Here is a 26,188-nt window from a genome sequence, read left to right as displayed (position 1 = left end):
TGGGATTGAATTAACGAAAAAAACTTAGAAAATGTTAATATATTAATTTAGTTGTGCCTGTATTTTTCACATTCGGTCTTTTTTGACATTTTGCATAACAATATAATCGCTGTATATGGAAAAGATCCTCATCATTGGCGCGGGAAAATCTGCTACTTATCTTATTGACTATTTGCTGGAAACTGCCAACAAAAAAAATCGAACAATTATTGTAGCCGATCTTTCACTTACCCTTGCAGAGGAAAAAATCAAACAAAACCCGAGAGGGCTTGCGAAATGCATCGATTTAAATGATGTAGTAGGTCGTAAAAAATTAATTCAGGAGTCAGATTTAGTGATTTCCATGCTTCCGGCCCACTTACACCCTATGATTGCCGAAGATTGTTTAGAGTTTAGTAAGCACTTTTTCACGGCATCCTACGAATCCGATGCACTCAGAAAAATGCAAAGTGAAATTGAAAAAAAGGGCTTATTCTTTCTTAACGAATGTGGATTAGATCCTGGGATTGACCATATGTCTGCCATGAAAATTATCGATGAGGTTCATACCAAAGGCTATACCATTCTAAGTTTTAGGTCCTATACCGGAGGACTGATGGCTCCAGAATCAGATGACAATCCTTGGAAATATAAATTCACTTGGAACCCAAGAAATGTAGTCCTTGCAGGTCAAGGAACTGCAAAATATTTGGACAACAATGAGTACAAGTACATTCCGTACCATAAACTTTTCGAAAGGTTTGAGAAGATAGCAATAGAAAATTATGGAATATTTGAAGGATATGCCAATAGAGATTCGCTAGCCTATCGAGAAGTCTATAATCTTCAAAAAACCCCTACCCTTCTCCGTGGCACCCTGAGAAAAGAAGGCTTTTGCCAAGCTTGGAATGTTTTTGTGCAGCTAGGAATGACCGATGATTCGTTCACCATCAACTTTGAAAGCAGTAAGGCTACCAAACGTACATTTCTCAATTCTTTTCTCCCGTTTCATGAAACAAAGACGGTAGAAGAAAAACTGACAGCGTACCTTCCTTGGATTGATGAACCTATTTTAGAAAAACTGACATATTTGGGATTATTTTCCAATGAGCATCTACCGCTCACACAAGGAAGTCCAGCGGCTATTTTACAAGCAATCCTAGAACCTAAATGGCTACTCCAAGAATCAGACAAGGATTTGATTGTGATGCAGCATATTTTTGAAATTCAGACACCAAAAGGAATCCAAACACTAACATCAAGTCTCGTAGACCAGGGAATCAATCAAACCTATACGGCTATGGCCAAGACTGTAGGATTGCCGCTTGCAATAGCCGTGGATCTATTTATGGATGGGGTAATTCAATCAAGAGGTCTTTTGAGACCTACTAGCCGCGAAATCTATCACCCTATTCTCCAGGCATTGGAAAAACATGGGATCATTTTCAGGGAAGAGCACCTAGATTGACTCAACGTGAGTGCTCCACTTAATTTCTTGGCGGATTCCAATCTGCTGGTGGATCTACTACTGCACCTGGCACAGTACGGCAATCATCTGGTATGATTCTCGGTGTTTGTAAAAACTGTAAGCGCTCGTTCTCAATATAAATCTGCTTGGTATCCACAGAAGCTGCTATAAAATAGCCCAAGACAGTTTCATCGGGGTCAGATAAACTAATCATATTTCCACGGATATTAGCTGGAGGTTGATCAAAAACACTCCCAGTTAGAGAAACTTGTTGTTCCACTAGTCTTAAAAACCGGTGTGCCTGTGCAGAGATGCCTAATTGCTGGATTTGGGCACGATATGTTCGTTTAAATCGCAATCCATTGTCCTCAATAAATGCCACTGGAAGCCTATTGGATAAGCCATTGAAGTCTTCATCCGAAGCTATAGAAAAGCCTGTGATTCTACTAGGATCCACAAGAAAACAGGTGGCACAGCAATCTTTGGGATTGGGGCCTCGAGGATTAGTGGGATGATCTGGAGGAAAGGTATGTAGCTCAGGATTCGCTACCACTACAAAGGTTCCTGGCACAGTTCTCCAATAATAGAAATTAGTCTGATCGGCAGGGTCCCGAAAAGACGCAAGAATTTGAACACCAGATCTGTTTTCCACTCTACTATCCGTTGCTATCTGAACAGATCGATAGCTCAAAGAATCAATAGCAGGTACTGGATTAACCGTTTCTGGCAAAGAGGTATATGCTTTTCCATCCTGAAGTGTAATCTGTAAAATATAGGAGCGGCCTACTTCTGCCCTAAAAGAGCGGGGCGTCTCATATATTCCAGGTTCCATTTCCACCAAAAACGTCACTTCACCCTGACTATCGCGAACTGCAACAGTAGCCTGGCTAACAGGTCTAATCAATCCCTCAAAAACACTCCCATAAGTATCTGACCGTGTCAAAGTAATCCTGTGCGGACCAAAATCTGTTGTGATAAATCCATCAACAGTCAATAAGCGCTGCCCTTCCGGTAAAGAAATACGGTATGGATCGATACAAGATGAAACCAATAAAATAAGTGCTACTAATATAAATCGTTGGAACATGCGCATCAGAATTTAAGGGAATAACTTAAAGTAGGTAAAGGAACACCCAAAATAGCTAATCTATAAGCTTGAGGAGGTGAACCTGCCTGGTCAGCAAAGAATATAGAGAATGGGTTTTTTCTACCATAGACATTCATTACAGCAAATGTCCAATCTCCTTCATAAAACTTTCCTTTCCCCTTCAATTGAAAGTTTAAGGACAAATCCAGACGGTGAAAATCAGGTATTCTCTGCAAGTTTCTGTCTCTAAAGAACGCTAAAGAATTACCTGCAAAATCAAATTTTGCCTCAGGAAAAGAAACAGGCCTTCCGGTACTGTAGAAGAAGGTACCAGATAATGAGACATTGGAAGCCAATTTATAGTTTCCAATCAATGTCAAATCATGAGGCTTGTCAAAATTGGCAGGAAACCAATTCCCGTCATTGATAATCTCTTCTTCAAATGGTGTAAGTACCCTTCTCAAGGCTCTCGAATACGTGTAACTAAGCCAACCAGTCAATCTCCCCAAGTTCTTTTTGACATACATTTCTACACCGTATGCCTGACCTACTCCAGGGATAATTTCCGTCTCTAGGTTATTTTGAAGGAGTAAGCGTGCACCGTCTTTATAGTCCACTACATTTTGAATGTCTTTATAATAAACTTCAAAAGAGGTCTCAAAAATATTTCCTTTGAAATTTTTATATAATCCCAAAGAATATTGATCGACGATTTGTGGACGGATAAATTCATCACTCAACTTCCACACATCCGTAGGTGCAATAGTGGCGGTATTGGAAATCAAATGGATGAATTGATACATTTTATTGTAACCGCCTTTGATCGATGTTTTGGAGTTGATCGAATATCGAAAGGAGGCCCTTGGCCCGAAGCCATCATAGGACTGAATGACCTCTCCATCTGCATACGTACGTTCTCCAATTACATTTGCTGAGTTGATGGGAAGGTTGGGGGCATAGGAGCGAACTGTACGTGGACCAAAATACTGATACGAATCATAGCGCAAGCCATATGAGAAACCGAGTTTTTCTCCTATTTCAAAATCATGTTGAAAATATACCCCGGATTCTCTAGCAAACTCAGGCTGCACCAGCTGAGGCAGGACGCTCATCTCCCCATTTTCATTGGTTCCTGGAATCAACTCTCCTGGGTTGATGGTAATATTTTTAGTATCAGCTCCGAAAAATAATTTATTCCTATCCCCGAGATTGTAAGTGAAATTCAATCGAGCACCAACATCTTCGATACCTGACTTCAAATCAAAATTATTGATCCCTGAGCGGTTGAAAATGCTAAAATCATAGAAGGTATAAAACCCAATAGCATCCACAAAAAACTTTTCAGAAAGCTTCCCATTATAACGAATAGAATGACTGAGATTGGTCCAAGAAATAGTTGTATCTGAGGCCAATGCAAAATCATCATAACTGCGATAAAAACTGTAGGTGATGTTATGGTTTTCATTGATTTCTCCATACAAAATACCATTCACATCATTGAAATTAGCCTGACTGGTACGCAATTCAGGATTATTTAATGAGTTAAGTAACCAGTTAATATAAGATCCTCTAAAACCAACTTTCGCAGAAATTTTATCTTTAACCACGGGACCATTTATTGATAGCTTACCAGATACAGATCCTGCCATCATATCTCCCCCCCAGGTGTCCAAACTGCCTGATTTAGGCGTAATATCAAGAATAGACGAACCTCTTCCACCATACCTTGTTGGAATGATCGCCTTATACAAGGTGAAATCATTGACCACATCTGGATTGAATGCAGTAAATAGACCAAATAAGTGGGAAGGATTGTAGATCGGTGCACCTGCAAACATGATGAGGTTTTGGTCTGCACCTCCACCCCTGACATTCAATCCAGAAGAAGCCTCCCCTACTTGAGACACCCCTGGCAAAGTCGCAATGGAACGGATAATATCTACTTCCCCTAAAAATGGTGGGAGCTCCTTAAGCGTATTCATATTGATGCTGATGGCACCCATTTCCGTACTGCGCAAGTTTTTCTCTGGATCCCTTCCAAAAATCACCACATCATCAAGGGTGAAATCTTCCTGGATCATGGTCAAACTGATCCTGCCCTCTCCAACAGCTATAATAGGATAAATAATAGTCTCGTAGCCCACATATCTAAACTCCAAGGTATATTCTGCCCGATCTAAAACCAGAAAAAAGCTTCCATTAGTATTGGTCACCTCTGTTTTATTCAATTCACGAATAGTAACAGTGGCACCAACCAATGGTTCTCCCGATATCTGATCAATCAAACGGCCGCTAATCCGTATATTTTTTAACTCACCAATGTCTCTTCCTACAACGGTGGCCTTTTGCTGAGCAAGCACCACTCCTGGGATGATGAAGAGTAGTAAACCAATTACAAGTAAAAATTTCTTCATAGTAAATGCTTATCAATTAAATCCTTTTGGGTCAAACTCCCACATTTCCATGGGGCCTTGCAACTGTAAATCAGCACTTCTTAGAAAGTAAATAAGACCATCATGAAGAAATACACCCGCATTGCTAGCCTGAATAATGCCAGGAAAATCATTTTTCAATGCCCAATTCATATTACTCAAGTTGAGCTCCCAAATACGGTTGGATCGAAACTCCATTCCTATATAAGCTCTACCATCAACTACTAACCCGAAACCACCTGTGCCTCCAGGCTGTCCAGGGTAATTAGTCACAAAAGACCAAGTATCCGTACTTGGAGTGTAAGCAAATAATTCACGGGTCTCAGGGTTCAGGATATAAATTTTACCTTCGTAAACAAACGATATAGTAGCTCTGGTAACCCTAAACGGAGTGTTATTTACCCTCATCCAATTACCTGTAGCTGGGCTATACCGATAAGTTTCTCTACCAAAGCCATTCTCTCCTCCCGCCACATATAGTTGGCCATCCAATTCATAAGCTAAGGCATTTGCTTCTACAAAAGGTAGGTCAGGAAGCCGGGTAAATGAACCATCCGACTCTAGCTTCCAAAAATCTGGAACCAGAAAAAAAGGAAATCTATCTAGTAACACTGACCCAGAACCAAAGTACTGCGTAGAATTAAAAGCAAATCTAAGCGGTGTACCTTCAAATGGAACTTGTTGCCACTGTTGGGCCAAAACATCAAATTTCCAAAACTGTGAGTTGAAACTTAATCCACGCTCAGTGCCAAGACCAACATAAAAGTCCTTTCCGCTTTGAAGAAACACATTGTTAAAAAACCGCTGTGAACCAGGAAAGTCACTGATTTTCCTGTATGTCCCGGTAGTATATTCAAATACTTCCGATACTACCATTTCCCTCCCTTGACTGACAACACGGATCGTCACTACTGGAGCCTCTGCTACCGGTATCCGAACACGAATCCGGGATTCAAAATCTATTCCTACGACTTGACCTTCTGTATTTCCAAAAAAAACACGCGTATCAGCGGTGAAATTTCTCCCCAAAATATTAATGATCTCCCCAAATCTCCCATTATTGGGCTGTAATCCTGTAGCAGCAGGAGTAAGTGTGTTTAATTCTATGATATTCCCAAACAGCATCTCTCCCTCCAAAGCAAGGAATGACTTGACAAAGTACCGCTGATCCACTTGTAATCCCGATGCTTCACCTATAAACCTACCTGGATTCGTACGTTGTCCCAAAGAAATAATCAAAGGTTGGGTAAAACTTTCATTGGTAGCAATGTAGAATCCGTGATCTGTCGCATTGACTGCTTGAGTAGTCAATATTCTCCCTAATAATCGCACACGTTCACCACTCAGGTAAAGCACGTCTTCTGTGGCTAGGGAGGTCGTAAAATCTTCAGCTTCTTCACAAGAGATAAAAATACCAAAAATGAAAATCAGGAGTGAAAGTAAGCCAAACTTGTACTTTTTCATCACAATCGTATTAAATGCAGGGCTAAAAATAAACGAATATTTTTTTAAATGAAACAACAAAAATCAGTGCTTACCGTTTAATTAACGCAATCTCAAAAAATCAGCAAAAATTCCTTCAATAAGGAAGCATAATCAGAATTAAATTCTCCTAAATTATCCCGAATAATAATTTCATTCTGAAAAAAAATTCTTTCCTTTTTTGAAAACCCACAAATCGACCGAAGTACAGGTTTATCCTTTCTATCTTTCAAAATCACGTGTGCAAAAAGCTGGAACCCATAAGCCTTTGATCTAGCAATCAAATCCAACATCTGCCGCTCAGGCAAAATCACCCAAAACTCTCCCTGCTCACGTAAGAGATAATTAGCTCCTGATACTAATTCCTCAAAACTCAGGGCATCTGTATGAAGAGCAAGATTTCGTTTACGATCGCTTGACTTCAAATGATCGGGGTAATAAGGCGGATTACTGACTAGTAAATCTACAGTTCCTTCATTTGCACCTAATAAAAACTCTTGAAACGAAGTATGTAAAAAATCCAAACGTGATTTAAAAGGACTTTCTTTGGCATTCTGACAAGCCTCTTCAAAAGCTTCTTGATCAATTTCAACTCCTGTAATCTTACTTTGCGGAAACCGCTGAGCCAGCATCAATGAAATCACTCCTGTACCCAAGCCAACTTCAAAAATTGTTGCATAGCTGGATTCATAGCCAGCCAAAGCCCCCAGCACTACAGCATCGGTAGATACTTTCATGGCAGATTTTTCATGCTTCACCCCAAATTGCTTAAACTGAAAATATCCTTTACGCATGGTTGAGCCCATTAAAAATCTTCAGCACGCTCGTAGCCAATATCTGCCGGTAAGTTGGTCCCTTCGGCAGCTTCTACCGCCAATCGGTCGCAGCGCTCATTCTCTGCATTCCCTGCATGACCCTTCACCCAGACAAATTTGGGCTTATACTTGACGTGCAGTGGAATATACACGCGCCACAAGTCTGGATTTTTTTTATCCTTAAAGCCTTTCTTCTGCCAACCCCACAGCCAACCTTTTTCGATGGCATCCACTACATACTTACTATCAGAATAAATCGTCACAGGAATCCCGTGAACTTTCAGTTCCTGCAAGGCTTTGATCACAGCTAATAGCTCCATACGATTATTAGTGGTCATCCGAAAGCCTCCTGATAACTCTTTGCGGTGTTGCTTGTACAACAATACTGCCCCATAACCCCCAGGTCCGGGATTGCCTTTGGCCGCTCCGTCTGTAAAAATTGAAATCATGCACAAAGAAAACATTTAAAAACGAATAATATCCCAAAGTAAGGAGGTAGGATTTGCAAAGCTAACAATCAAAAGAATAAAAGTACCTTTGACCTCCTTCAAAAATTAACAAAAAATAGTTTCATATCAATCTCACTTTCAATGATTTGTATTTAATTTTAAAAATTTACTCAATAGATTGAGTAATTTTACTCAATAAAACGCGTAAATTTGTAAGTAGCTATTATTCAACGAAATGAGCTTCTATCGTTCGGACAAAAAAGTAATTCATCATAGACTTGGCAATGAACCTCGAAGGTTCATCCAAGTCATCTATGGACCTCGTCAAGTGGGCAAAACTACCCTTGTCAGGCAGGTCATGAAGGAACTCAACTATCCTTCAAAGTTTGTAGCAGCCGATGCCGTACCTGCGGGGGACCAAGCATGGATCAATCAACAATGGGAAGCAGCAAGGCTTCAGCAATCCCTACAAACAGACAAGCCACTTCTACTGGTCATTGACGAGGTTCAGAAAATCCATAACTGGAGTGAACAGGTCAAAGCTGAATGGGATAAAGACAGCTTGGAAGAACGGGATATCAGAGTTGTCCTCTTGGGCTCCTCCCGTCTCATGCTCCAACAAGGCTTGACAGAGTCATTGGCTGGAAGATTTGAAGCCACCTATTTGGGCCATTGGACCTTAACAGAGATGAAGACGGCATTTGGACTAAGTGCGGAAGAATACGTATGGTTTGGAGGCTACCCCGGTGCCATTACACTACGAGAAGATGAGGATCGTTGGAAAAGCTATCTTCGGGACTCCTTATTGGAAACAAGTATTTCTAAAGATATCCTGATGCTGACAAGAGTGGATAAGCCGGCTCTGATGAAAAGACTCTTTGAATTAGGCTCCGTCTATTCAGGGCAAATCTTGAGCTTTACCAAAATCATGGGACAACTCACCGAAGCAGGAAATACGACCACACTAGCCAATTACCTAGAATTACTAAATGATGCAGGCCTGCTGGGAGGCATTGAAAAATACAGCCCAAACATGATCCGAAAACGTGCTTCTAGCCCTAAATTCCAGGTTCACAATACTGCTATCATGTCAGGAATATCCAATGAAAGCTACGAAAACCTCCGTCAAGACCCTATTAGCTGGGGAAGATGGGTAGAATCCGCTGTTGGTGCTCACCTGATGAACCAAAGCTTTAGAAACAAAAAATTATCCATCTATTATTGGAAAGAAGGGAATGATGAAGTGGACTTTGTCGTTGAATATCAAAAAAAACTCATTGGCCTAGAAGTAAAATCAGGGCTCACAGGAAAATTGACTGGACTGAATGCCTTCAAAGATAAGTTTGCCCCTGATAAGCTTTTTGTTATTGGTAACGATGGAATTCCTTGGCAAGAGTTTTTAGCGCTGGATATGACTGATTTATTCTAAAAAAAGCGACCATTGAGGTTGCTTTTATTGCTTAAAAATATTTCTATAACTTACTAATTACCAATTATTTAAACATGTTTTAAAAATTTTACTCAATATACTGAGTAATTTTACTCAATACATCGAGTAAATAAAATTATTCTTCTTCCAAAGCGACAGTTATCCCTAATAAACTAAACTGCCACCATATCACCAGACATCAATGCTGTCTTGAATATCTTGACCGCAATCGACAAGAGGATAATCCCGAAAATTCTTCTTAATACATCCAACCCCGTCTTTCCTAATTTTCGCTCCAGCCAATTCGTACTTTTCAATACTGCATAGACAATCGCTAAATTGATTATGATTCCCACAGCAATATTGGCTTGGGTAAATTCTGCCTTTAAAGTCAGGATGGTAGTGAGGGTTCCTGCCCCCGCAATCAAGGGAAAAGCAATTGGGACAATGGATGCCGAAGTGGTCGAGGCTTCCGGGTCAGGCTTAAACAATTCAATACCCAATATCATCTCCACCCCCAAAGCAAAAATGATCAAGGCTCCTGCAATGGCAAAATCCTCCACTCCTATGCCAAAAAGGCTCAAAATAGACTTTCCAACGAAGAGAAACAGTAACATCAAAAACCCAGCAGCCAAGGTAGCTTTACTAGACTGTATATGACCTACTTTTTTTCTCAAATTGATGATGATAGGCACAGAACCCAAAATATCAATCACAGAAAATAAAATCAGCGTCACAGAGAAAATCTGCTTGAGATCAAACATGGCTGTCAGTAGTTTTTAAGGAAATCCAATAATCTGTTAAACTCCTCATCCGTAATCGCAGGAAAATTGGCAATTCGGAAGCTTGTCGCTTTCAAAGGACCATAACCTCCTCCGAGTTGCATTCCCACTTTTTCGGCTGCTTTTTTGATAGAAGCGATAAAATCTTCCTTGGCAGTCACTCCCATGACCGTGCTACTTCTGGCTTGTTCGTTGGTAATCAGCATGCGCATCTGCGTGGTATTGGCAATGCAGTCTTCCAAGGCACGCATACGCTCCTTGATTTTTTTATCGACTAGCTGTATCTCAGGCATGCCCTGCAAGACTCTTTTGAGCAAATAAATCCCAAATACATTCGGCGTATAATGGGTCTGATAATTGACAGCATTTTCCAGCATAAACGAAAGGCTGTTGTACCTTCCCGACTCCCCTTTTTCCTTGACCTTGGCAATGGCTCTTGGGGAAAGTAATAGGATCCCCAAACCTGCGGGCAAACCAAAACACTTCTGAACCGATGCGTACCAAATATCTCCGTACTGCCAATCCAACGCAATGCCCCCCATGGATGATGTGGTGTCCACAGCAATCAATTTCTCAGGATATTTTGCAGCCACCGCAGCCAGGTATTCATTTCTGACTTGGGTAGCATTGGAGGTTTCATTTTGAGTCAGGCAGATGACGTCACAGGTATTGCCAATGTTCAGAGACGCGACATCTATCACCTCGTTGGCATCCAACTTGAGTCCTTGGGTAGCAGGCACAATATGCTTGGCATAATCGAACCATTTTTTTCCAAACGAACCCGAATACACATGGAAGCTGGCTTCCTGTACGATGGACTGAGAAATGATTTCCCAGTTTTCTGTAGCAGAAGAAGTGAACAATAATTTAAAATCAGCGGGCACGTGCAATTTTTCCCGCATCAACTGCTCTACTTCTTGGTATAGGTCCATAAAAACAGGAGAACGGTGATTAGCACTTAAGATGCCTTGTTGGTATGCATCTTGCATATATTGAGGTAGTCCATCGTACACTTTGGACGGTCCTGGAGCAAATGTGATTTTCATGAGTGTGTGATAAAATAATGGATTCCTAATGCGTATCCTTTCAAGCCCAAACCTGAGATCATCCCTACGCAAGCTTGGGAGATGATGCTTTTATGACGAAACTCTTCCCGCTTGTAGATATTAGAAATATGCACCTCTACCGTCGGCGTTTGCACTGCCGCAATCGCATCCGAGATGGCCACCGATGTGTGCGTATATCCTCCAGCATTCAACAATATCCCATCAAAGGAAAAACCTACTTCATGGATTTTGTTGATGAGTTCTCCCTCCACATTGGATTGGTAGTAATGAAGCTCAAGCTGAGGAAATTGCTGCTGCAATTGCTTAAAAAACTCCTCAAAGGATTGACTGCCATATATTCCCGGTTCCCGCTTGCCCAGCAGGTTGAGGTTTGGACCGTTGATGATGATGATTTTCAAAGGAATCTGGTTTAGTGGTTTGAATACCCAAAAGTATCAGTAATTTGGTGCATGCCCAAAATATCCTCTAAAGTTCCTTTGCTTTTTCTGTGATTACTTGCCAATTTTAATCTTTATACAAGCCATGCTTTCCTGGGAAAATCTAACCAAACGTTTTCAGCATTACCTCAAATTAGAACGCTCTCTAAGCGAAAACTCCATTCTCGCCTACCTGCAGGATATGGAGAAGTTACAGCGGTACATGGAGCAGCAGTTTTCCGACACCCCGCCATTACAAACTCAATTACCCCATCTTCGAAGTTTTGTCAATAGTTTGGCAGCTTTGGAAATCTCAGCTTATACCCAAGCACGTATTGTGTCGGGGATCAAGGCCTTTTTTCGGTTTTTGATGTATGAGGACCTGATTACAGAAGACCCGGCCCAGCTACTGGAAACCCCCAAACTAGGAAGAAAACTACCCGATACCCTCAGCTTTCATGAAATCCAATCCATCTTAGAGAGCATCCCATTAGGTAGCCCTGAGGGACATCGCAATCGAGCCATGTTGGAGATGCTATACAGTTCGGGACTGAGAGTATCCGAACTCGTTGAGCTCAAACTCTCCCATGTATATGCCGATGCAAGATTTCTTAGGATTATCGGCAAAGGAAATAAGGAGCGTCTGGTACCTGTGGGACAAGACGCTTTGAAGTATTTGCAAATTTATCTGGAAGAAATACGAGTACATATGCCACTGGTGAAAGGGCATGAGCAATACGTATTCTTAAACCGCCGAGGAAAAAAACTCACCCGAGTGATGGTATTTTTGATTATCAAAAAACAGGTAGAGGCTATTGGTTTGGAGAAAAATGTGAGCCCTCACACCTTTCGCCACAGTTTTGCCACTCACCTAGTCGAAGGAGGAGCCGATTTACGTGCCGTGCAGGAAATGCTCGGTCACGAAAGCATTACAACCACAGAAATCTACACCCATCTGGACCGAGATTATTTGAGGCAAGTATTACAAGAGTTTTTGCCGAGGAAAAAATGTTGATTACTCCTATTTGGTTGAATCTTTGGATGACTACTTACTTGTGTTAAATGCCCGAACAGGTCATGTTATCTCTATATATGATTGGAAAGACTTATCATTCATCACATCAGGAATTGAATTTGGCACAGGTCCGGAGGAAATGCTCAGCCCGGTATTTTTACAAGTAGACAAACAGGACAAATCATTTTATGTATACGACCCCAGTCAAAGAAAAATAATTTTTTACGAGCTCTATCAAGCACTTGAAAATAAAATCCTTAGCCCAAAAACCATTGTTAAAACACCGGCAACAGCTGATTTTATGTTTCCTGTATTTCATCTCAAGAATCAGGAAATGGTTGCCATGACTTACACCCAAGACAGCCACTTACTGACTTTTTCCAAAGAAGGTGAAGAAATCAGCCGAACAGGTTCCTTTCCTTCTCTTGATAGTAAGCAAGCAACCGTACCCCTTCTTGAAGGTATGGCTTGGGAGGGAAGGCATGCCTACAGCAAGGATAAAAATCTTCTTATAAACAATAATAGGTGTCAACTATACCTTGGATGAAGGATTGATCAAGTTTACTTATTAGTCAGAAATCAGCAAACTAGCAATGGCTTGTTGGACTAACATTTTCATTAATCTAGTTTTATTCTTTTTACCGGTTGCTGAAAAATGTATTACTTGTATCTGCTCGACAAGTGTAAAGCTGCTTGTAAACCCGAGTAAACGAGGAGAATAAATCACTTCCCCAACATCCTCATAACCAGCAAAAAAATACCCAATTTTGGGTATTTTTATTCTCAATTCCCATGGTTACTTTTATTGAATGAGTTGCAGAATAAAAACGATGATTAAAATCATCCGCTTCAAAGCTGCGCTCATTACAACAATTACGCTTTTCATTTTACCAACCAATCATTATGAGAAACTTTAAATTTACCCCCCCCCTTTAACCTTACAGACTTAGTTTATCTTTGCAAAAGTAAGGTTGCAAACAAAGCTGTTTCGTTTGCTTTACTCCTAGGACTAGGTTTATTTGCCTCGTCCTGTCTTGAAGAGCAGGAAAAACTGGCGGAAATCCAGAACCCTGACAAAGGAGAAATACTTCAAGTGAAGCAGTGGTTTGAACAAAGAAAAGAAACATGGATCCCTGAAAAGACAGGGAACGATACTTACAGAGAAGATTCCGGGGAGCTTCGGATGCCCTTCTTCGAAAAAGACCCTGACTGGAGTAAATTCCACTCCTGCTATTTCGAGGATGGTCGCAAGGTGTATGAAATCCCATTGAAAAATGCCGAAGTCTTTCTCCCAAGCGATGTCATGAACTCCTTAAACGTAGAAGCACATGGAACATCTATCATCCAAAACATCCTATTTGTGGAAAGCCCCAGTGTAAACGGAACCTTTTACATGCCCTTGATAGCGCGATACTATCCTTCTGCGGAGCAGGATATCAAAGATTTCCAAGAGATATACTACAATAAGATCCCGGCAGACTGGAGCGGAACTTTGGATATTTGGACCTATGACGAACGGTTTTTTGTAGGATTCGGCATAGAGGATGGGCAGATACTAACGACACGGCATCCAGATATTGCTAGCTCCTTAGAAAACAGTTCGAAAAAAGACCCTTCTATCAACCACTTAGTATCATGCCAACGGTACAGAATTACCATTGTAATCCACAACATCGTATGTGCAGGCGCTAATAACTGCCATGTTACACAAGGAGAAACAGAATACCGATATGTCACGGAATGTACTGTAAGTTCGGGAGCTGGACCTTCCTTAGGTGGCGTAGATCCTATTTATAATTACCCAGGATCGGGTGGTGGAGGTGCAATAGGCACAATCGGGGATTCAGGGAATACAGAAACAAGGGTGCCTGTACTAATGCGCCCAAAAGTAACAAATAAACTTACTAATCCATGCGCTAGCCAAATCTTTATAGAAACTTTACGCAACTATGATAATGACTTTAGAATCCCACCAATTGTAGGTAACTTAAATGGGACAATTATGAAAATGTTTGAAGATGCCAGCAAAATCCCGTATGAAATCAATAACGGAAAAATAAACGGAAATGGATTAACAACAAACATCAACGGCACAATAACAGTCACATTAAACGATAGCTACTTAAATTCCGCTACTCAATTATCAATTGCTCGTACCATAATTCATGAAAATGTTCATGCATATTTCTTATACATGGCTAAAACTAATACTAATTTTGCTGAAGGCTTAGATAATTTCGCAAAAGAAAATAACATATTCAATCTTCCAAATGCACACCACGAATTAATGAGGCAATATGTTTTAGGAATGGCCGTCTCTTTGTGGAATTGGGATAAAAACTATGGGGAAACCAGGGGGAATTTAAACTTTGACTACTACTATGCTATGGCATTTGCTGGTTTAGTTGATTACGACACCAAAGAACCAAATCAAGCATTTAAAGACCTAGCGGGCAACAGACTTGTTGAATTTCTAGAAATTATCGCAAATGAAGCACTAGGTAATTCCAATGCTAAAGGAAAACGTTGTAAAAAATAAACACGATGAAAAAACTAGCGATCATCCTCTTTCTTCTTCCCATAACGCTACAGGCACAGCAGGAAGAAATGCCAAAATTAAGCAAAGAGCAGTATGCAATACTAAATTTATTATTTCATGGAAATACTGAGATTACCCTCGCAAGATATACAAGTTTCCCACTTCATTTAAGTCATTTCTTAACTAATGAATACTTTACCCTTGATGGGGGATTTTGTGCATTGGGACGGGAAGATATTCCAACGTTTGCGAAATCTGAATTATGGGAATATTTGGACTCGGAAGATTTCGAGAAATTAATTTTTCAAAGTTCAATTATTGGGAAGTCTTATGAAATACAGAAAGAAAATCTGAAGAATAAATCTATAGAATTAGTAGATCAGCGGCTAATTAATAGCGTTTACCAAGTTTCAGCTCCTTTAATTCAAGGAGATTTAGCCCTTATTCAAGTTGTCCACGGATATATAGAAATGATCATTATCCTTCAAAAAAATCAACAGAATGAATGGCAAAAACTATGTGAGGTATTTATCCAATTAAATCTAGCGGTCGACGATAACTAATTGGTAATGCCCTCCCGCCAAGTCTATGAAGGCTTTCGGGAGGGACTTACTTATAAATGGCTTCTATAAATCTTTAGCATGGGAAGGATTGGATGGTACCATTGCATTTCAACTGATGAAAAACATGAAACTACCGCCACCCTTGAAAAGTGAATATGAGAAATACAATGAAGCAAAAATGTTGATTAGAGCCTTAGGGAGTAAATCTTGCTCACAATGAAAATTTTATCCATTATCCTAACTGTGATCTGTATTTGGGGAATTAATTCCTCATCTCGTAACAGCTCAGATCTGAATTCCGATATGTACATTATACTGATGGACAGGTACGGAGCAAATACAAAATTCTTTCAGGAAGAAGGTAAATACAATGTTCCTGAGAATGCAAGAGCCGAAGAAATCAGGATTTATAGAGATAATTTTAACCACCCATCATTCTTTCTATACCTTGCACATCTCCCATTTCAAGGGCATCAGACAAGGCACTATTCAAGGAAGGAGTTATCGGAAATGAAGCTTATTTATGATAAAGACTTGAGTTACGAGGATTGGGCAAACTTTGCTATTAAAGACAAGGCCTCGTTTTTTATGATCTTTCAAGACGAATACCTTCATGCTGACAGATTTATTTTAGGATTTACCATCATTGCTTACCAAATCAATATCCATACAGGAGCCGAAGAATAAAAAACTTCATAATCCGAACGGGAAGTACAGAATGAAAAAGCTACTAATAATTATCCCCTTTGCAATGGTTATCATGCTGGCTTTATACCTGCCAAAAGTTTATAAGTCCTACAAAAATGTAACTAATTCAAGATTGCTTGAATTAGGCATGGATAAAGCAGAAGTAATTAGGATTATGGGGCTTCCTGATTCCCGAGGAATTTCATACTTTAATCAATTAGACTCTCTTTACTTTTATCAGCCTCCATTTGCTGCATCATCGGGCATAGAAATAATTTTCGGAAGTGATGGAAAAGTAACAAAAATAATCCCTTATGAATAACCATTATATATAGTATTTGATTTTCCAACGTGTTCTAAAAAAGAAGATTGTTGGGATTTGGATAAGAAGGTGCGTAGCGAAAACCTACCACCTTCTATACTTCAAGAAGAATTCTTGAAAACCACCTCAAGCAATGAGATATTGTATTATTTTACTTATCTGTACCGGTATGTTCAGTTGCATCTCACAGGAAGACAGAGAGACCAAGGCACTGATGGCCGCTGTTTTTGAGAATGAATTAGCCTCGGGTCAAGAAATATTCCTATTTGAAGACGCAGAAACCGATTGGAAGATTCCTTGGCTTGACTCCTGTACGGTGGAAGGAATTTGGAATTTAGAAAGTGATTTTAGGCAGAAAATTTTGATTAAAGACGTTTTTTCACGAGAGGAAACGGAAAGAATCTGCACCGAAGGAAGCGCTCCTTACAAATTTCGAAAAGAATTATTCCCTGATGGTATAAACCTGTCTTCCGAAAGAAGTCGATATGATAGCATTATAAATGCCTTTTACACACATATAGGAAAACCTGAAATTGTTGAATTTGATGTAGCTCTGAGGGGATATCGTACCTACAGAAGTTTTTCAAAACCAGTATTTTTCCGTGAGTTTACTTATGCATGCTTATACCAATCATATGAAGGCCCTCATCTTGCTGTGTACAGAAAAGAACACGGAAAGTGGAAAAGGTATTTTAGTGTTACCTTTTTGTTGGTGTAATTTTTCTATTTTGTATAACTTCCCCAACCCCCTCATAACCACCAAAAAATACCCAATTTTGGGTATTTTTATCCCCGTTTCATCAGGGTACATTTGTTGTGGAACTAAAGAGTTTATTTCAATCTAAATTTCTCCACGCCTCAACAAGGCATTTTCAACTTAATAACCAAAACAAACTCCAGCTAAAGCAATCAACAAGTATGCGCCATTCTTTTGTAGTTATCTTATTTTTAATGCATTCGTACGCATTTGCACAACTGAAATTTGAGTCAGCGTATGATAATGACAGAAATGTGACCATCTATGCCATTAATCCGGATGTCATTCCTTTCACCGTAGTGATTGACTTTACAACACTTAATAATTTAACCTCCACCGGAGGGAAAACTGTTATCGCTTTATCCAATCCGGGAAGAAATGTTGTCGCCAAACTAAAAAGAACTAATCCTGATCAAGGATAAAGGTGAAATCTCCCAAGTACAGGTTCCAGTAAAAATTTGGGGCAATAATCAGGAACTTTACAGCAGTCAAGCATACCCGTTGGTTCAGGTATCTCACCCTCAGGACCTCATAGCAAAAGAACTTAGTAAAAAAGAGATGAAACACCTACAATAAGATTTTTTTACAAGCAATCAATTGATTTTACTGAGTATATGAAAAAAACATCTTTACTCATCAGCTGCATACTCCTAGCAAGCAGTGTATTCGCTCAAATTCCTAAATATGAAGTAGGGTTCCAGGGAGCTTTTTGGAATTCTATTTGGAATGCCAATGGAAAAGAAGCAGGAACTGTGGAGTTCTTACGAAATGCTGGCACATTAGATTTTCAAAATTACCCTTGGAACTTCTTAGACATGCTAGGATCTGAACGAGTTGCAGAATATGATCAACAACTTGGAATGATTATGTTACGGGCTTTTGGAAGAAAAAACTTTACGAATTTCTATTTGCAAACTGGTCTAAATTATACCCAAGAACCTCTTGTTTTTTTTATTCCATTCAGTATAAATCCAAATCATTTTGATTACTCTAGGTTTGACATTAAGTTTACTAACTTTGAGATACCATTATATATCGGACATCGCTTGGAATTTTTGGAAAACATACGAGTATATGCAGGAGTGGTCCCAACCTTTGCTTCTACAATTGGAAACAGTACAAGTCGCATAAGAATCGATGGTCCAAGCATTGATCCAACATTAAAAAGTGATTTGGAAAATACGCTTGGCGAGTTGAGGCAAGACTTAACTGATTCCTACAGAAGATTTTATCTCAACGGATCAGCAGGTATAGGTTTAGATTATAAGCTTTTGAGTATTGATTTCCAGATTGACCGAAGTTTATCTATGTCACGCAGCAGTACACCAATCAATAATGTGGATGTAGGCATGGATGAGCGAAAGACACGAAGAATGCTTTGGATCGGTTTCAGAATACCCATTAACTAATTCTATGAATTAGTGAAAACAAAAGTAATACCAGGGGAATAGTAAAAAATCTATTCCCCTCTTTCTATCAAGGAATTCAAGTTGGAAAAATACCTAGATATACTTGGTAAATACCCCTCCTAAACTAACTACTACTTCACTTTCTTTTCAATGAAAATTTTCACAACACTTATACTAATTTTATTTAGTAATCTCGTATTTGCTCAACAAGGCAAAATTGAGGCTAGAATATATTCAGGAATCCAGCACAGCTTTTTTGTGGATTACGGAAGGCCTGTCGTCAAAACAAATGGATTTATACATCCTATAAATGACTTCACATTTGATTTGTACCAAAAAAATGCGCTTGGTACCATGAGCGGACTGGGTTTTTTCTATTCACTGGACAAAAAAAATAAAATAGGATTCGATTTTACTCGGAGTCAAAACGTGGGTTGGTATGACTTCGAATTCACAAGTGAAAGCACAGGTTTTATCATGGATATTTTTGATATGAGGTTAAAGAACAACAACAATACAATTTCTCTGATATACACTCATGAAGGAGCTATCAAGAATTTAATTTTAGGGACAGGTGTGGGTATCATTCTTTCCAATCGCCAAGAAATAACCATTTTTGATGAATTTGCCTTTATCGAATCAAGAAAATGGCAGGAGATTACCATCCCAATCATCCTAGGTTACGAAATCATCAAACGGGACTTAGTAAGTTTTGGAATCCAAACTAGAACCAATATAACACCCATAGTCGGCGGGATTGAGGACTTTATGATTTACCCTTACCTGACAGTAAAACTAAAATAAATTGTACTTGACAATTTACAGTAGATTAAAAAAATCAAAGAGTTGATTTTTCCAATAAGATTTATCTTCTACATCCCCCTAAACTAACCCCATTAATAAAATTTCAAAGGCAGCTCCATCAAGGACTGCCTTTTTGAATGCTTGTTCGTCAAAAAACCCTAATTTTGCAGCTGTCATCAACCCCTCGCAGCGTGTACAAGTCTCTCATCAAGCCCATCCTTTTTACCAAAGATCCGGAAGCCGCTCATCACTTTACCTTTGATTGGATCAAGCGAACGTTCAGTTTGCCAATTGTAAGCTCCGTATTGAAAAATAGTTTTTCTCTGGACGATCCACTTTTGGAAAAAGAAGTTTTTGGACTGAAATTTAAAAACCCGGTAGGACTGGCAGCGGGCTTTGACAAAGACGCCAAGTTGATCGACGAAATGGCTCTTTTGGGTTTTGGGTTTATCGAAATCGGTACCCTAACGCCCAAACCTCAGGAAGGAAACCCCCAGCCCCGACTTTTCAGGCTTCCTCAAGACGAAGCTTTAATCAATCGCATGGGCTTCAATAATGGAGGAGTAGAAGCCGCTGTACAGCGACTGCGCAAACGTAAAACCTCCATCATCATCGGTGGTAACATTGGCAAAAACAAAATCACCCCAAACGATGAAGCGGTCAATGACTACCTGTATTGCCTGAACGTTCTCCACCCCTACGTGGACTACTTTGTGGTCAACGTGAGTTCGCCCAACACCCCGAATCTCCGAGACTTACAAGAAAAAGAACCATTGAAGGCCTTGCTGCATGCAGTTAAAACTGCCAATGATGCCTATGATCAGCCAAAACCCATCTTATTGAAAATTGCTCCTGATCTGACGAATGGGCAATTGGATGATATTATTGAGATTGTACAGGAAACACAGATAGACGGGGTCATCGCCACCAATACCACCATCGACCGATCACAATTGAAAACAGACAAAGCTACGGTAGAAAGCATCGGTGCAGGCGGGGTAAGCGGAAAGGTACTTTCCAAGCGAAGTACTGAAGTTATCCGCTACCTATCCACACAATCCACGCAAGCCTTCCCAATTATTGGCGTAGGCGGTATCTACTCAGCTGCTGATGCTATTGAAAAGTTGGAAGCGGGGGCGAGCTTGGTGCAGGTGTACTCAGGCATGATTTATGAGGGACCGAACTTGATTAAGCGGATCAACCAAGGATTACTCGAACATTTCAAAAAAACTAAACCGTAAATCTCAAATTTTCTCTATCTTCATTCCCCATAATTCAGCAAGTACCGATGGCTTCAGATAAACCTAAAGCAAATACTTTTAGAAAAAAACCAGAAAACGCAACCAAAAGCACTTCTCGATTGAAGTTGAATTGGAATGCCGGACTATTGAAAGACAAAAGAATCCCTCTATCCATCGGGATTTTGTTTTTGAGTACGGGTATTTTTCTACTGTTTGCTTTTACAGCCCATTTGTTCAGCGGCAAAGCCGATCAAAGTTTGTTTGGACCTATGGTGGATGATGATCTAATCAAGACAACCGAACAGGCCAAAAACTGGCTCGGATTACTCGGGGCTAAAGTATCCGATATCTTTATCCGTCGCTGGTTTGGCATCGGAGCCTTCTTCATTCCTCCATTTTTACTCTTGGCAGGTATCCGTTTGGTTTTCCAACATAAACTCTATTCTTTAACCCGTTACACCGTATTTGGCTTGTTCTTCTTAATCTGGATAGGAGCATTCTTAGGCTTTATGGCTGAACTGAATCCTTCTATGGGCTTTCTTAGCGAATGGAGCGGTGGTTTCGGTCATGAAAGTGGAATCTATCTTTTCAGCTTGTTGGGCTGGGGAAGTTTGATCTTATTTATCGGCTGTTTGCTGATTTTCCTGATCCTATTTTTCAATATCCAACAAATCGGAAATTTCGGTCAGGCTAAATCAGCTGTGGCAGATTCCACAACTCCTGCAAAACAACAAGCCAAATCTCCTTTTGAAACCGAAGATTTGGATGAAAGCGATGCATTGGATGAGGAGGAGTTTCCTGAACTTGAAGATGTGAATGAATCCGAAGAAGAATTATCTGATGATGGGAGTTCTTGGGTGATCAAAGGAGGAGAAGAGGAGAAACCAAAAGAAGCTTCCAAATCAGGGCAATTGGTATTTAATATTGAAGATACTAGGGATGCTTTAGAGGAGGAATCCGTAGAAAGCAAAGCTCTTGAAGAGAAGAAATTCTCAGTAGCAATCAATGAAGATGAGGAAAAAACTGCCGAAGAAGTTCAAAACCTAGATCCTTATGACCCTACCTTGGACTTGCCTCACTACAAGTATCCAAGTTTGGATTTATTGAATGAATACGATTTCCAAAAAGTAACCGTCACACGGCAAGAGCTTGAAGACAATAAAAATAAGATTGTCGAGACCCTCATCAATTTCAAAATCGGAATTCAGGAAATTAAGGCTACCATAGGCCCAACTGTCACCTTGTATGAAATCGTCCCCGAACCAGGTGTAAAAATCTCCAAAATCAAAAACTTGGAAGATGACATCGCCTTAAGTTTATCAGCCTTAGGAATCCGAATCATTGCACCCATCCCCGGGAAAGGTACTATCGGTATAGAGGTGCCTAATAAAAATAGGGAACTTGTACCTGCAAAGGCGGTGATTGGGACGGAAAAATTCATGAAAAGCGATAAAGATTTACCTGTTGCATTAGGAAAAACCATCTCCAATGAAGTCTTTGTCATGGATTTGGCTAAAATGCCTCACTTGCTGATGGCAGGTGCCACCGGTCAGGGTAAGTCCGTCGGATTGAATATGATTTTGGCCTCCTTGGTGTATAAAAAGCACCCTTCCCAACTGAAATTTGTCTTGGTAGATCCCAAAAAAGTGGAATTGACCCTGTTCAACAAAATTGAACGTCATTTCTTAGCAAAACTGCCAGGAGCAGAGGAAGCGATTATTACCGATACCAAAAAAGTAATCTACACGCTCAACTCCTTGTGTATAGAAATGGATCAGCGTTACGATTTGCTGAAAGATGCGGGCTGTAGAAATCTGAAAGAATACAATGCCAAGTTTGTAGCGAGGCGATTGAATCCTGAAAAAGGCCATCGCTTTATGCCTTACATCGTGCTTGTAATCGATGAATTGGCGGATTTGATGATGACCGCAGGTAAGGAAATCGAGGCACCTATTGCACGCTTGGCCCAATTGGCCAGAGCGATTGGTATTCACTTGGTAGTGGCTACCCAGCGACCATCTGTGAATGTTATCACGGGTATCATCAAAGCAAACTTCCCTGCCCGTCTATCCTTCCGGGTAACTTCCAAAATCGATAGCCGGACCATCTTGGATGCTGGAGGTGCAGACCAATTGATCGGTATGGGAGACATGTTGCTATCAACAGGTTCGGAGATGACCCGATTGCAGTGTGCGTTCTTGGATACACCAGAGGTAGATGCCATCTGTGACTGGATTGGTGAGCAAAAAGGCTATCCTGACGCCTACCTCCTACCGGAATTTGTTGGAGAAGAAGGTGAAGGCAACTTGGGAGATATAGATTTGGCTGATAGAGACCCTTTATTTGAAGATGCTGCCCGCCTGATTGTACTGCATCAGCAAGGAAGTACCTCATTGATACAGCGTAAACTCAAACTTGGCTACAACCGAGCCGGAAGGATTGTTGACCAATTGGAAGCAGCTGGAGTGGTGGGACCTTTCGAAGGCAGTAAAGCACGGGAAGTTTTGATTCAGGATGAAACAAGTTTGGAACGGTTATTGAGCGGTTTGTAATCGGACATTTCCAGCCAAATCAATCGTCATGAAGCGTTTCTTACTCACATTTATAATTGTTCTTTTCTGTATTCCCTTTTCAGGAACACTTTACGCTCAGAAAGACCCCAAAGCCAAAGCTGTGCTGGATGGTATGAGCCAAAAATACCGTGGACTTAAGGGATTGAAAGCCAGCTTCGAAGTCACTTATTTTGATGGCTTTGATAGTAAAGGACAAATGCAAAAAGGTGAAATTGCCATCAAAGGTGATAAATACCATTTGAAATTACCGGATCAGGAGATTTTCAACAATGGCAAGACAATCTGGAATTTTATTGAGTCTGGCAATTATAAGGAAGTTACCATCAACAATGCCTCGGACTTGGAAGATGAGTTAACACCGTCATCCGTCTATACCATGTATCAAAAAGGATACAACTACCGCTTAGTAGGTGAAAAAACAGAAAACGGTGTTGTATTGCAAGAAATTGAACTGACAGCAGAGCGCAGCAGCGCACCTTTTCAGCGGGTTGTATTGTGGGTTGAAAAAAGCTCCAAAGATTTGAAGGCCTGGGAAATCCTCGATGACCAAGGGGGTAGATTTCGCTATGAGTTCAAGTCTGTCAATACCAACGCCGACCTGCCTGATAGCTTCTTTACCTTCAATCCCCAGAAGTATGGGAAGATTGAGATCATTGATTTGAGGTAGGGTTCACGCAAAAGGCGCAAAGCGCAGTTTTTTTTGGACTCCCAAAGGCGCTAAGGCAAAAAATCACAATTTCCAGAGAGTATAACTGCCGTTTACTCGATTAGTGGTTCAGGTCCTTTTTTCTCGGAATTTTGTCGAAGTGAAGACCGTTTACTATTCCGTCCTGTCAAGGCTGAAACTTACTAATTCATTTTCATAGCCCCAAATCTGTCCGTGCTTTGGATTACCATTTTTAGAAAGCTTATCCACGTTACGTTACGTAAATGCCCAGTGGCTGATTGCGGACGATTCAACTGTCAAACCATGATGAAGTTTAAGCGGGCGAAAAGACTTATAAAATGCAGTAAACCAGCCATTGGATATATGCGATGTTGTGGCTCGTTTCTTCATTTCTAGAAATATGTTTTCACAGCAAATTCAAATTGATTTATAAAAATATCCTTGAACTTGGAAATATTATTCTGCTCATAAAATAATAACATTGCCTTCTTGTAGTCAATAGAATCAACCGTTCTAAAGGATAAAGGACAATGCTTCTCATTCATTAAAATTGCATTGCTCACAATTCGTGCAGTTCTTTTATTTCCATCCATAAATGGCTGAATATATGAAATCAACACTAGTGCCAACAACGCTTTTTCAAAAACACTTCTCTTAGAGTTAATTACATCACAAGAATTTCTTAATGCTTCTGAAATTTGAAATTCATTATCTAATGGACGATAATTTGTCCCTGAAATACCCACACGCCGCTTTCTTAGATTTCGCTCTACTAAGAGTTCTTTGGTCAAAATACTATGAATGTCCTCTATTTTTGAAACGGATAAGGGATTTAAATAATCTGTATTTTCAAGTATGAAATCCAATGCATCCTTATGGTTCAGAAGCATTATCGCTTCTTCCTTAGTTTTTCCGGCTGCTGTTTCCCTGTCTTTTAGCAACCTCTCGGTTTCCAATAACGAATATGTGTTACCTTCAATTTGCGAAGATTTCCAACTTAAATCAATTGCTAATCTTTCAAACTCTTTTTTATATTCAATTTCTGATAGTTGTGAGATATTGTTCCGAAATTTTGCTTGCAGTAAGTTGAGTTTCTCTAATTCAGCTTCTGTAAAAACGCTATTCTTAGCAAGAACTTCATTTATAATTGAAAAATTAAAATTTTCTTTTATAGCTCTATCATCAATTTCTTTCTCATAATACTTTTCAATGTCAATTGGCGCAAGAAGCTCAAATACAGGCGAAATAGTATATTTGGTTCCTTTACCTTGTCCAACTGTTGCAAGATAACTGTCTGCTATTAAACTGGATAAAATTCTTTTCAGTGTTGCATAACTGACAGAAATGTCTACATTATCGTGGACTTCTTTTGAAGAACATAATCCTCTTTGCTTTATAAAGTCAATTATCTGTTGTTCTCTTGAATCAATCATTCCGAATAATTTAGCTCACAAATGTAGTTTTTATAGCTCATTTATCTACTTGTTCGAGCTATATTTTTTCATAAAATGAGCCGCAACGGGATTCAGCTTGGAGACGGCGGGCTTTTGGAAACGTTCGCTTCCAACCTACTCCTAACTTCTTAAAGATACTAAACTTTCTATTTACTCGGAACCGCCCGCTGTCTTCCAAGGTGATGTTATGCATTCGGCATTCTTTTTTAGTAAGCCATTTTTTTGTCGTTCAGCTCAACATTAAATTTTACACTTGCTCCCAAAACTTCAAATACCTTCATTATTGTCGAAAATCTGGCATCTGTGGTGCTGTTTTCAATTTTTGAGATTTGAGCCTTTTTTACTCCTACTAATTCCCCGAGCTGCTCTTGAGTTAAATTCCGCTCCTTCCTTGCCTGCTTAATGGCATAGCCCAATAAGTCAAGACGAAGTTCGTTCTCAAATTCATCCCTTTTTTTTGTTCCTTTTTTTCCGATATGCTTGTCGGTCAACTCCTCTAAACTGTACGTTTTCATTTTTTCCTCCCTTTTTCTTTTTTCTCTAGAAAATATTGCTCCATTAGCTTCCTCGCCTTATCAATTTCACCTTTTGGAACTTTTCCTGTCTTTTTTATCAGCCCATGGGTTGATATCACTACTGTATCTTCCTTGGCTGTTTTATCCCAAAAAGCAAATAGCCGATAATACGTTTTACTGAACTTGGTTCTAAACTCCCAAACTTCATCCTGAAGTTTTTTAAAAAGTTCTCGGTC

At 39.9% G+C, this 26,188-nt stretch carries 27 protein-coding genes; 15 read left to right on the top strand and 12 right to left on the bottom strand.

What is annotated here, in order from left to right; genetic code table 11:
• Positions 1 to 115 precede the first annotated feature (115 nt).
• Complete coding sequence (locus IE080_RS13990) at positions 116 to 1,447, top strand: saccharopine dehydrogenase C-terminal domain-containing protein (RefSeq protein ID WP_189583790.1); 1,332 nt, start codon at positions 116 to 118, stop codon at positions 1,445 to 1,447.
• 19 nt (positions 1,448 to 1,466) lie between these two features.
• Here the strand turns inward: IE080_RS13990 and IE080_RS13985 are convergent, their stop codons facing one another.
• From IE080_RS13985 to rnhA, 5 genes are all read right to left on the bottom strand, one after another.
• Positions 1,467 to 2,534, bottom strand: coding sequence for a DUF4249 domain-containing protein (locus IE080_RS13985; RefSeq protein ID WP_189583787.1), 1,068 nt, complete (start codon positions 2,532 to 2,534; stop codon positions 1,467 to 1,469).
• 5 nt (positions 2,535 to 2,539) lie between these two features.
• Positions 2,540 to 4,948 (bottom strand): TonB-dependent receptor, encoded by a 2,409-nt coding sequence (locus tag IE080_RS13980; protein WP_189583784.1) that lies wholly within the window; start codon positions 4,946 to 4,948, stop codon positions 2,540 to 2,542.
• A gap of 12 nt (positions 4,949 to 4,960) precedes the next feature.
• Positions 4,961 to 6,430, bottom strand: coding sequence for an IPT/TIG domain-containing protein (locus IE080_RS13975; protein ID WP_189583781.1), 1,470 nt, complete (start codon positions 6,428 to 6,430; stop codon positions 4,961 to 4,963).
• Positions 6,431 to 6,522: 92 nt separating this feature from the next.
• Positions 6,523 to 7,242 (bottom strand): tRNA1(Val) (adenine(37)-N6)-methyltransferase, encoded by a 720-nt coding sequence (locus IE080_RS13970; RefSeq protein WP_189583778.1) that lies wholly within the window; start codon positions 7,240 to 7,242, stop codon positions 6,523 to 6,525.
• 11 nt (positions 7,243 to 7,253) lie between these two features.
• Positions 7,254 to 7,712, bottom strand: a complete 459-nt coding sequence (gene rnhA, locus IE080_RS13965) for a ribonuclease HI (protein WP_189583775.1) — start codon at positions 7,710 to 7,712, stop codon at positions 7,254 to 7,256.
• Between the two features lie 235 nt (positions 7,713 to 7,947).
• Between rnhA and IE080_RS13960 the strand changes: the two genes are divergently transcribed.
• Entirely contained in the window at positions 7,948 to 9,141 is a 1,194-nt protein-coding gene (locus tag IE080_RS13960; RefSeq protein WP_189583772.1) for an ATP-binding protein, read from the top strand.
• A gap of 173 nt (positions 9,142 to 9,314) precedes the next feature.
• On the opposite strand, the gene IE080_RS13955 is transcribed toward IE080_RS13960, so the two are convergent.
• The 3 genes from IE080_RS13955 to aroQ are packed head-to-tail and all read right to left on the bottom strand — an operon-like array spanning position 9,315 to position 11,388.
• The gene (locus tag IE080_RS13955; protein WP_189583769.1) at positions 9,315 to 9,905 is read right to left on the bottom strand and encodes a MarC family protein; all 591 of its coding nucleotides are present in this window, start codon (positions 9,903 to 9,905) and stop codon (positions 9,315 to 9,317) included.
• A gap of 5 nt (positions 9,906 to 9,910) precedes the next feature.
• Positions 9,911 to 10,969 carry an aminotransferase class V-fold PLP-dependent enzyme gene (locus IE080_RS13950; protein WP_189583766.1) on the bottom strand — a complete coding sequence of 353 codons (1,059 nt, stop codon included), beginning with the start codon at positions 10,967 to 10,969 and terminating at the stop codon, positions 9,911 to 9,913.
• Entirely contained in the window at positions 10,966 to 11,388 is a 423-nt protein-coding gene (gene aroQ, locus IE080_RS13945; RefSeq protein WP_189583763.1) for a type II 3-dehydroquinate dehydratase, read from the bottom strand. Before aroQ ends, IE080_RS13950 begins: the two co-directional genes overlap by 4 nt.
• 124 nt (positions 11,389 to 11,512) lie before the next feature.
• On the opposite strand from aroQ, the gene xerD reads away from it, so the two are divergent.
• Positions 11,513 to 12,421 (top strand): site-specific tyrosine recombinase XerD, encoded by a 909-nt coding sequence (xerD, locus tag IE080_RS13940; RefSeq protein ID WP_189583760.1) that lies wholly within the window; start codon positions 11,513 to 11,515, stop codon positions 12,419 to 12,421.
• Positions 12,422 to 12,431: 10 nt separating this feature from the next.
• Positions 12,432 to 12,968: a BF3164 family lipoprotein gene (locus tag IE080_RS13935; protein ID WP_262893060.1), complete on the top strand. Its 537-nt coding sequence runs from the start codon at positions 12,432 to 12,434 to the stop codon at positions 12,966 to 12,968.
• Between the two features lie 21 nt (positions 12,969 to 12,989).
• Here the strand turns inward: IE080_RS13935 and IE080_RS19520 are convergent, their stop codons facing one another.
• Positions 12,990 to 13,208 (bottom strand): hypothetical protein, encoded by a 219-nt coding sequence (locus tag IE080_RS19520; protein ID WP_229800643.1) that lies wholly within the window; start codon positions 13,206 to 13,208, stop codon positions 12,990 to 12,992.
• A gap of 306 nt (positions 13,209 to 13,514) precedes the next feature.
• On the opposite strand from IE080_RS19520, the gene IE080_RS13930 reads away from it, so the two are divergent.
• The 11 genes from IE080_RS13930 to lolA1 all read left to right on the top strand — a co-directional run bounded on the left by IE080_RS13930 (position 13,515) and on the right by lolA1 (position 23,983).
• A complete protein-coding gene (locus IE080_RS13930; RefSeq protein WP_189583754.1) occupies positions 13,515 to 14,960 on the top strand; it encodes a hypothetical protein in 1,446 nt (481 codons plus the stop codon).
• 5 nt (positions 14,961 to 14,965) lie between these two features.
• A complete protein-coding gene (locus IE080_RS13925; RefSeq protein WP_189583751.1) occupies positions 14,966 to 15,523 on the top strand; it encodes a hypothetical protein in 558 nt (185 codons plus the stop codon).
• Between the two features lie 216 nt (positions 15,524 to 15,739).
• Positions 15,740 to 16,210, top strand: coding sequence for a hypothetical protein (locus tag IE080_RS13920; RefSeq protein WP_189583748.1), 471 nt, complete (start codon positions 15,740 to 15,742; stop codon positions 16,208 to 16,210).
• A 31-nt stretch (positions 16,211 to 16,241) separates the two neighbouring features.
• Entirely contained in the window at positions 16,242 to 16,532 is a 291-nt protein-coding gene (locus IE080_RS13915; protein WP_189583744.1) for a hypothetical protein, read from the top strand.
• A gap of 169 nt (positions 16,533 to 16,701) precedes the next feature.
• Positions 16,702 to 17,250, top strand: coding sequence for a hypothetical protein (locus IE080_RS13910; protein ID WP_189583740.1), 549 nt, complete (start codon positions 16,702 to 16,704; stop codon positions 17,248 to 17,250).
• 233 nt (positions 17,251 to 17,483) lie between these two features.
• Positions 17,484 to 17,711, top strand: a complete 228-nt coding sequence (locus IE080_RS13905; protein ID WP_189583737.1) for a hypothetical protein — start codon at positions 17,484 to 17,486, stop codon at positions 17,709 to 17,711.
• A 192-nt stretch (positions 17,712 to 17,903) separates the two neighbouring features.
• Positions 17,904 to 18,698 carry an outer membrane beta-barrel protein gene (locus IE080_RS13900; protein WP_189583735.1) on the top strand — a complete coding sequence of 265 codons (795 nt, stop codon included), beginning with the start codon at positions 17,904 to 17,906 and terminating at the stop codon, positions 18,696 to 18,698.
• A 150-nt stretch (positions 18,699 to 18,848) separates the two neighbouring features.
• Entirely contained in the window at positions 18,849 to 19,502 is a 654-nt protein-coding gene (locus IE080_RS13895) for a hypothetical protein (RefSeq protein ID WP_189583732.1), read from the top strand.
• 191 nt (positions 19,503 to 19,693) lie between these two features.
• Positions 19,694 to 20,743, top strand: coding sequence for a quinone-dependent dihydroorotate dehydrogenase (locus IE080_RS13890; protein ID WP_189583730.1), 1,050 nt, complete (start codon positions 19,694 to 19,696; stop codon positions 20,741 to 20,743).
• Between the two features lie 47 nt (positions 20,744 to 20,790).
• The gene (locus tag IE080_RS13885) at positions 20,791 to 23,295 is read left to right on the top strand and encodes an FtsK/SpoIIIE family DNA translocase (RefSeq protein WP_189583728.1); all 2,505 of its coding nucleotides are present in this window, start codon (positions 20,791 to 20,793) and stop codon (positions 23,293 to 23,295) included.
• 28 nt (positions 23,296 to 23,323) lie between these two features.
• Positions 23,324 to 23,983 (top strand): outer membrane lipoprotein periplasmic chaperone LolA1, encoded by a 660-nt coding sequence (gene lolA1 / locus IE080_RS13880; RefSeq protein ID WP_189583726.1) that lies wholly within the window; start codon positions 23,324 to 23,326, stop codon positions 23,981 to 23,983.
• A gap of 392 nt (positions 23,984 to 24,375) precedes the next feature.
• Here the strand turns inward: lolA1 and IE080_RS13875 are convergent, their stop codons facing one another.
• The 3 genes from IE080_RS13875 to IE080_RS13865 form a co-directional block, all read right to left on the bottom strand.
• On the bottom strand, positions 24,376 to 25,416 hold the full coding sequence (locus tag IE080_RS13875; RefSeq protein ID WP_189583724.1) for a Fic family protein: 1,041 nt from the start codon (positions 25,414 to 25,416) through the stop codon (positions 24,376 to 24,378).
• 227 nt (positions 25,417 to 25,643) lie between these two features.
• Entirely contained in the window at positions 25,644 to 25,952 is a 309-nt protein-coding gene (locus IE080_RS13870; RefSeq protein ID WP_189583722.1) for a helix-turn-helix domain-containing protein, read from the bottom strand.
• The coding region (locus IE080_RS13865; protein ID WP_189583718.1) for a type II toxin-antitoxin system RelE/ParE family toxin at positions 25,949 to 26,188 on the bottom strand (240 nt) is incomplete at its 5' end. The genes IE080_RS13870 and IE080_RS13865, both read right to left, overlap by 4 nt.

It is taken from the genome of Mongoliitalea lutea (assembly GCF_014652135.1).
Taxonomy (GTDB): Bacteria; Bacteroidota; Bacteroidia; order Cytophagales; family Cyclobacteriaceae; genus Mongoliitalea; species Mongoliitalea lutea.
Note: the sequence above shows the minus strand (reverse complement) of the source record. Positions and strands in the feature narration are given on the sequence as shown.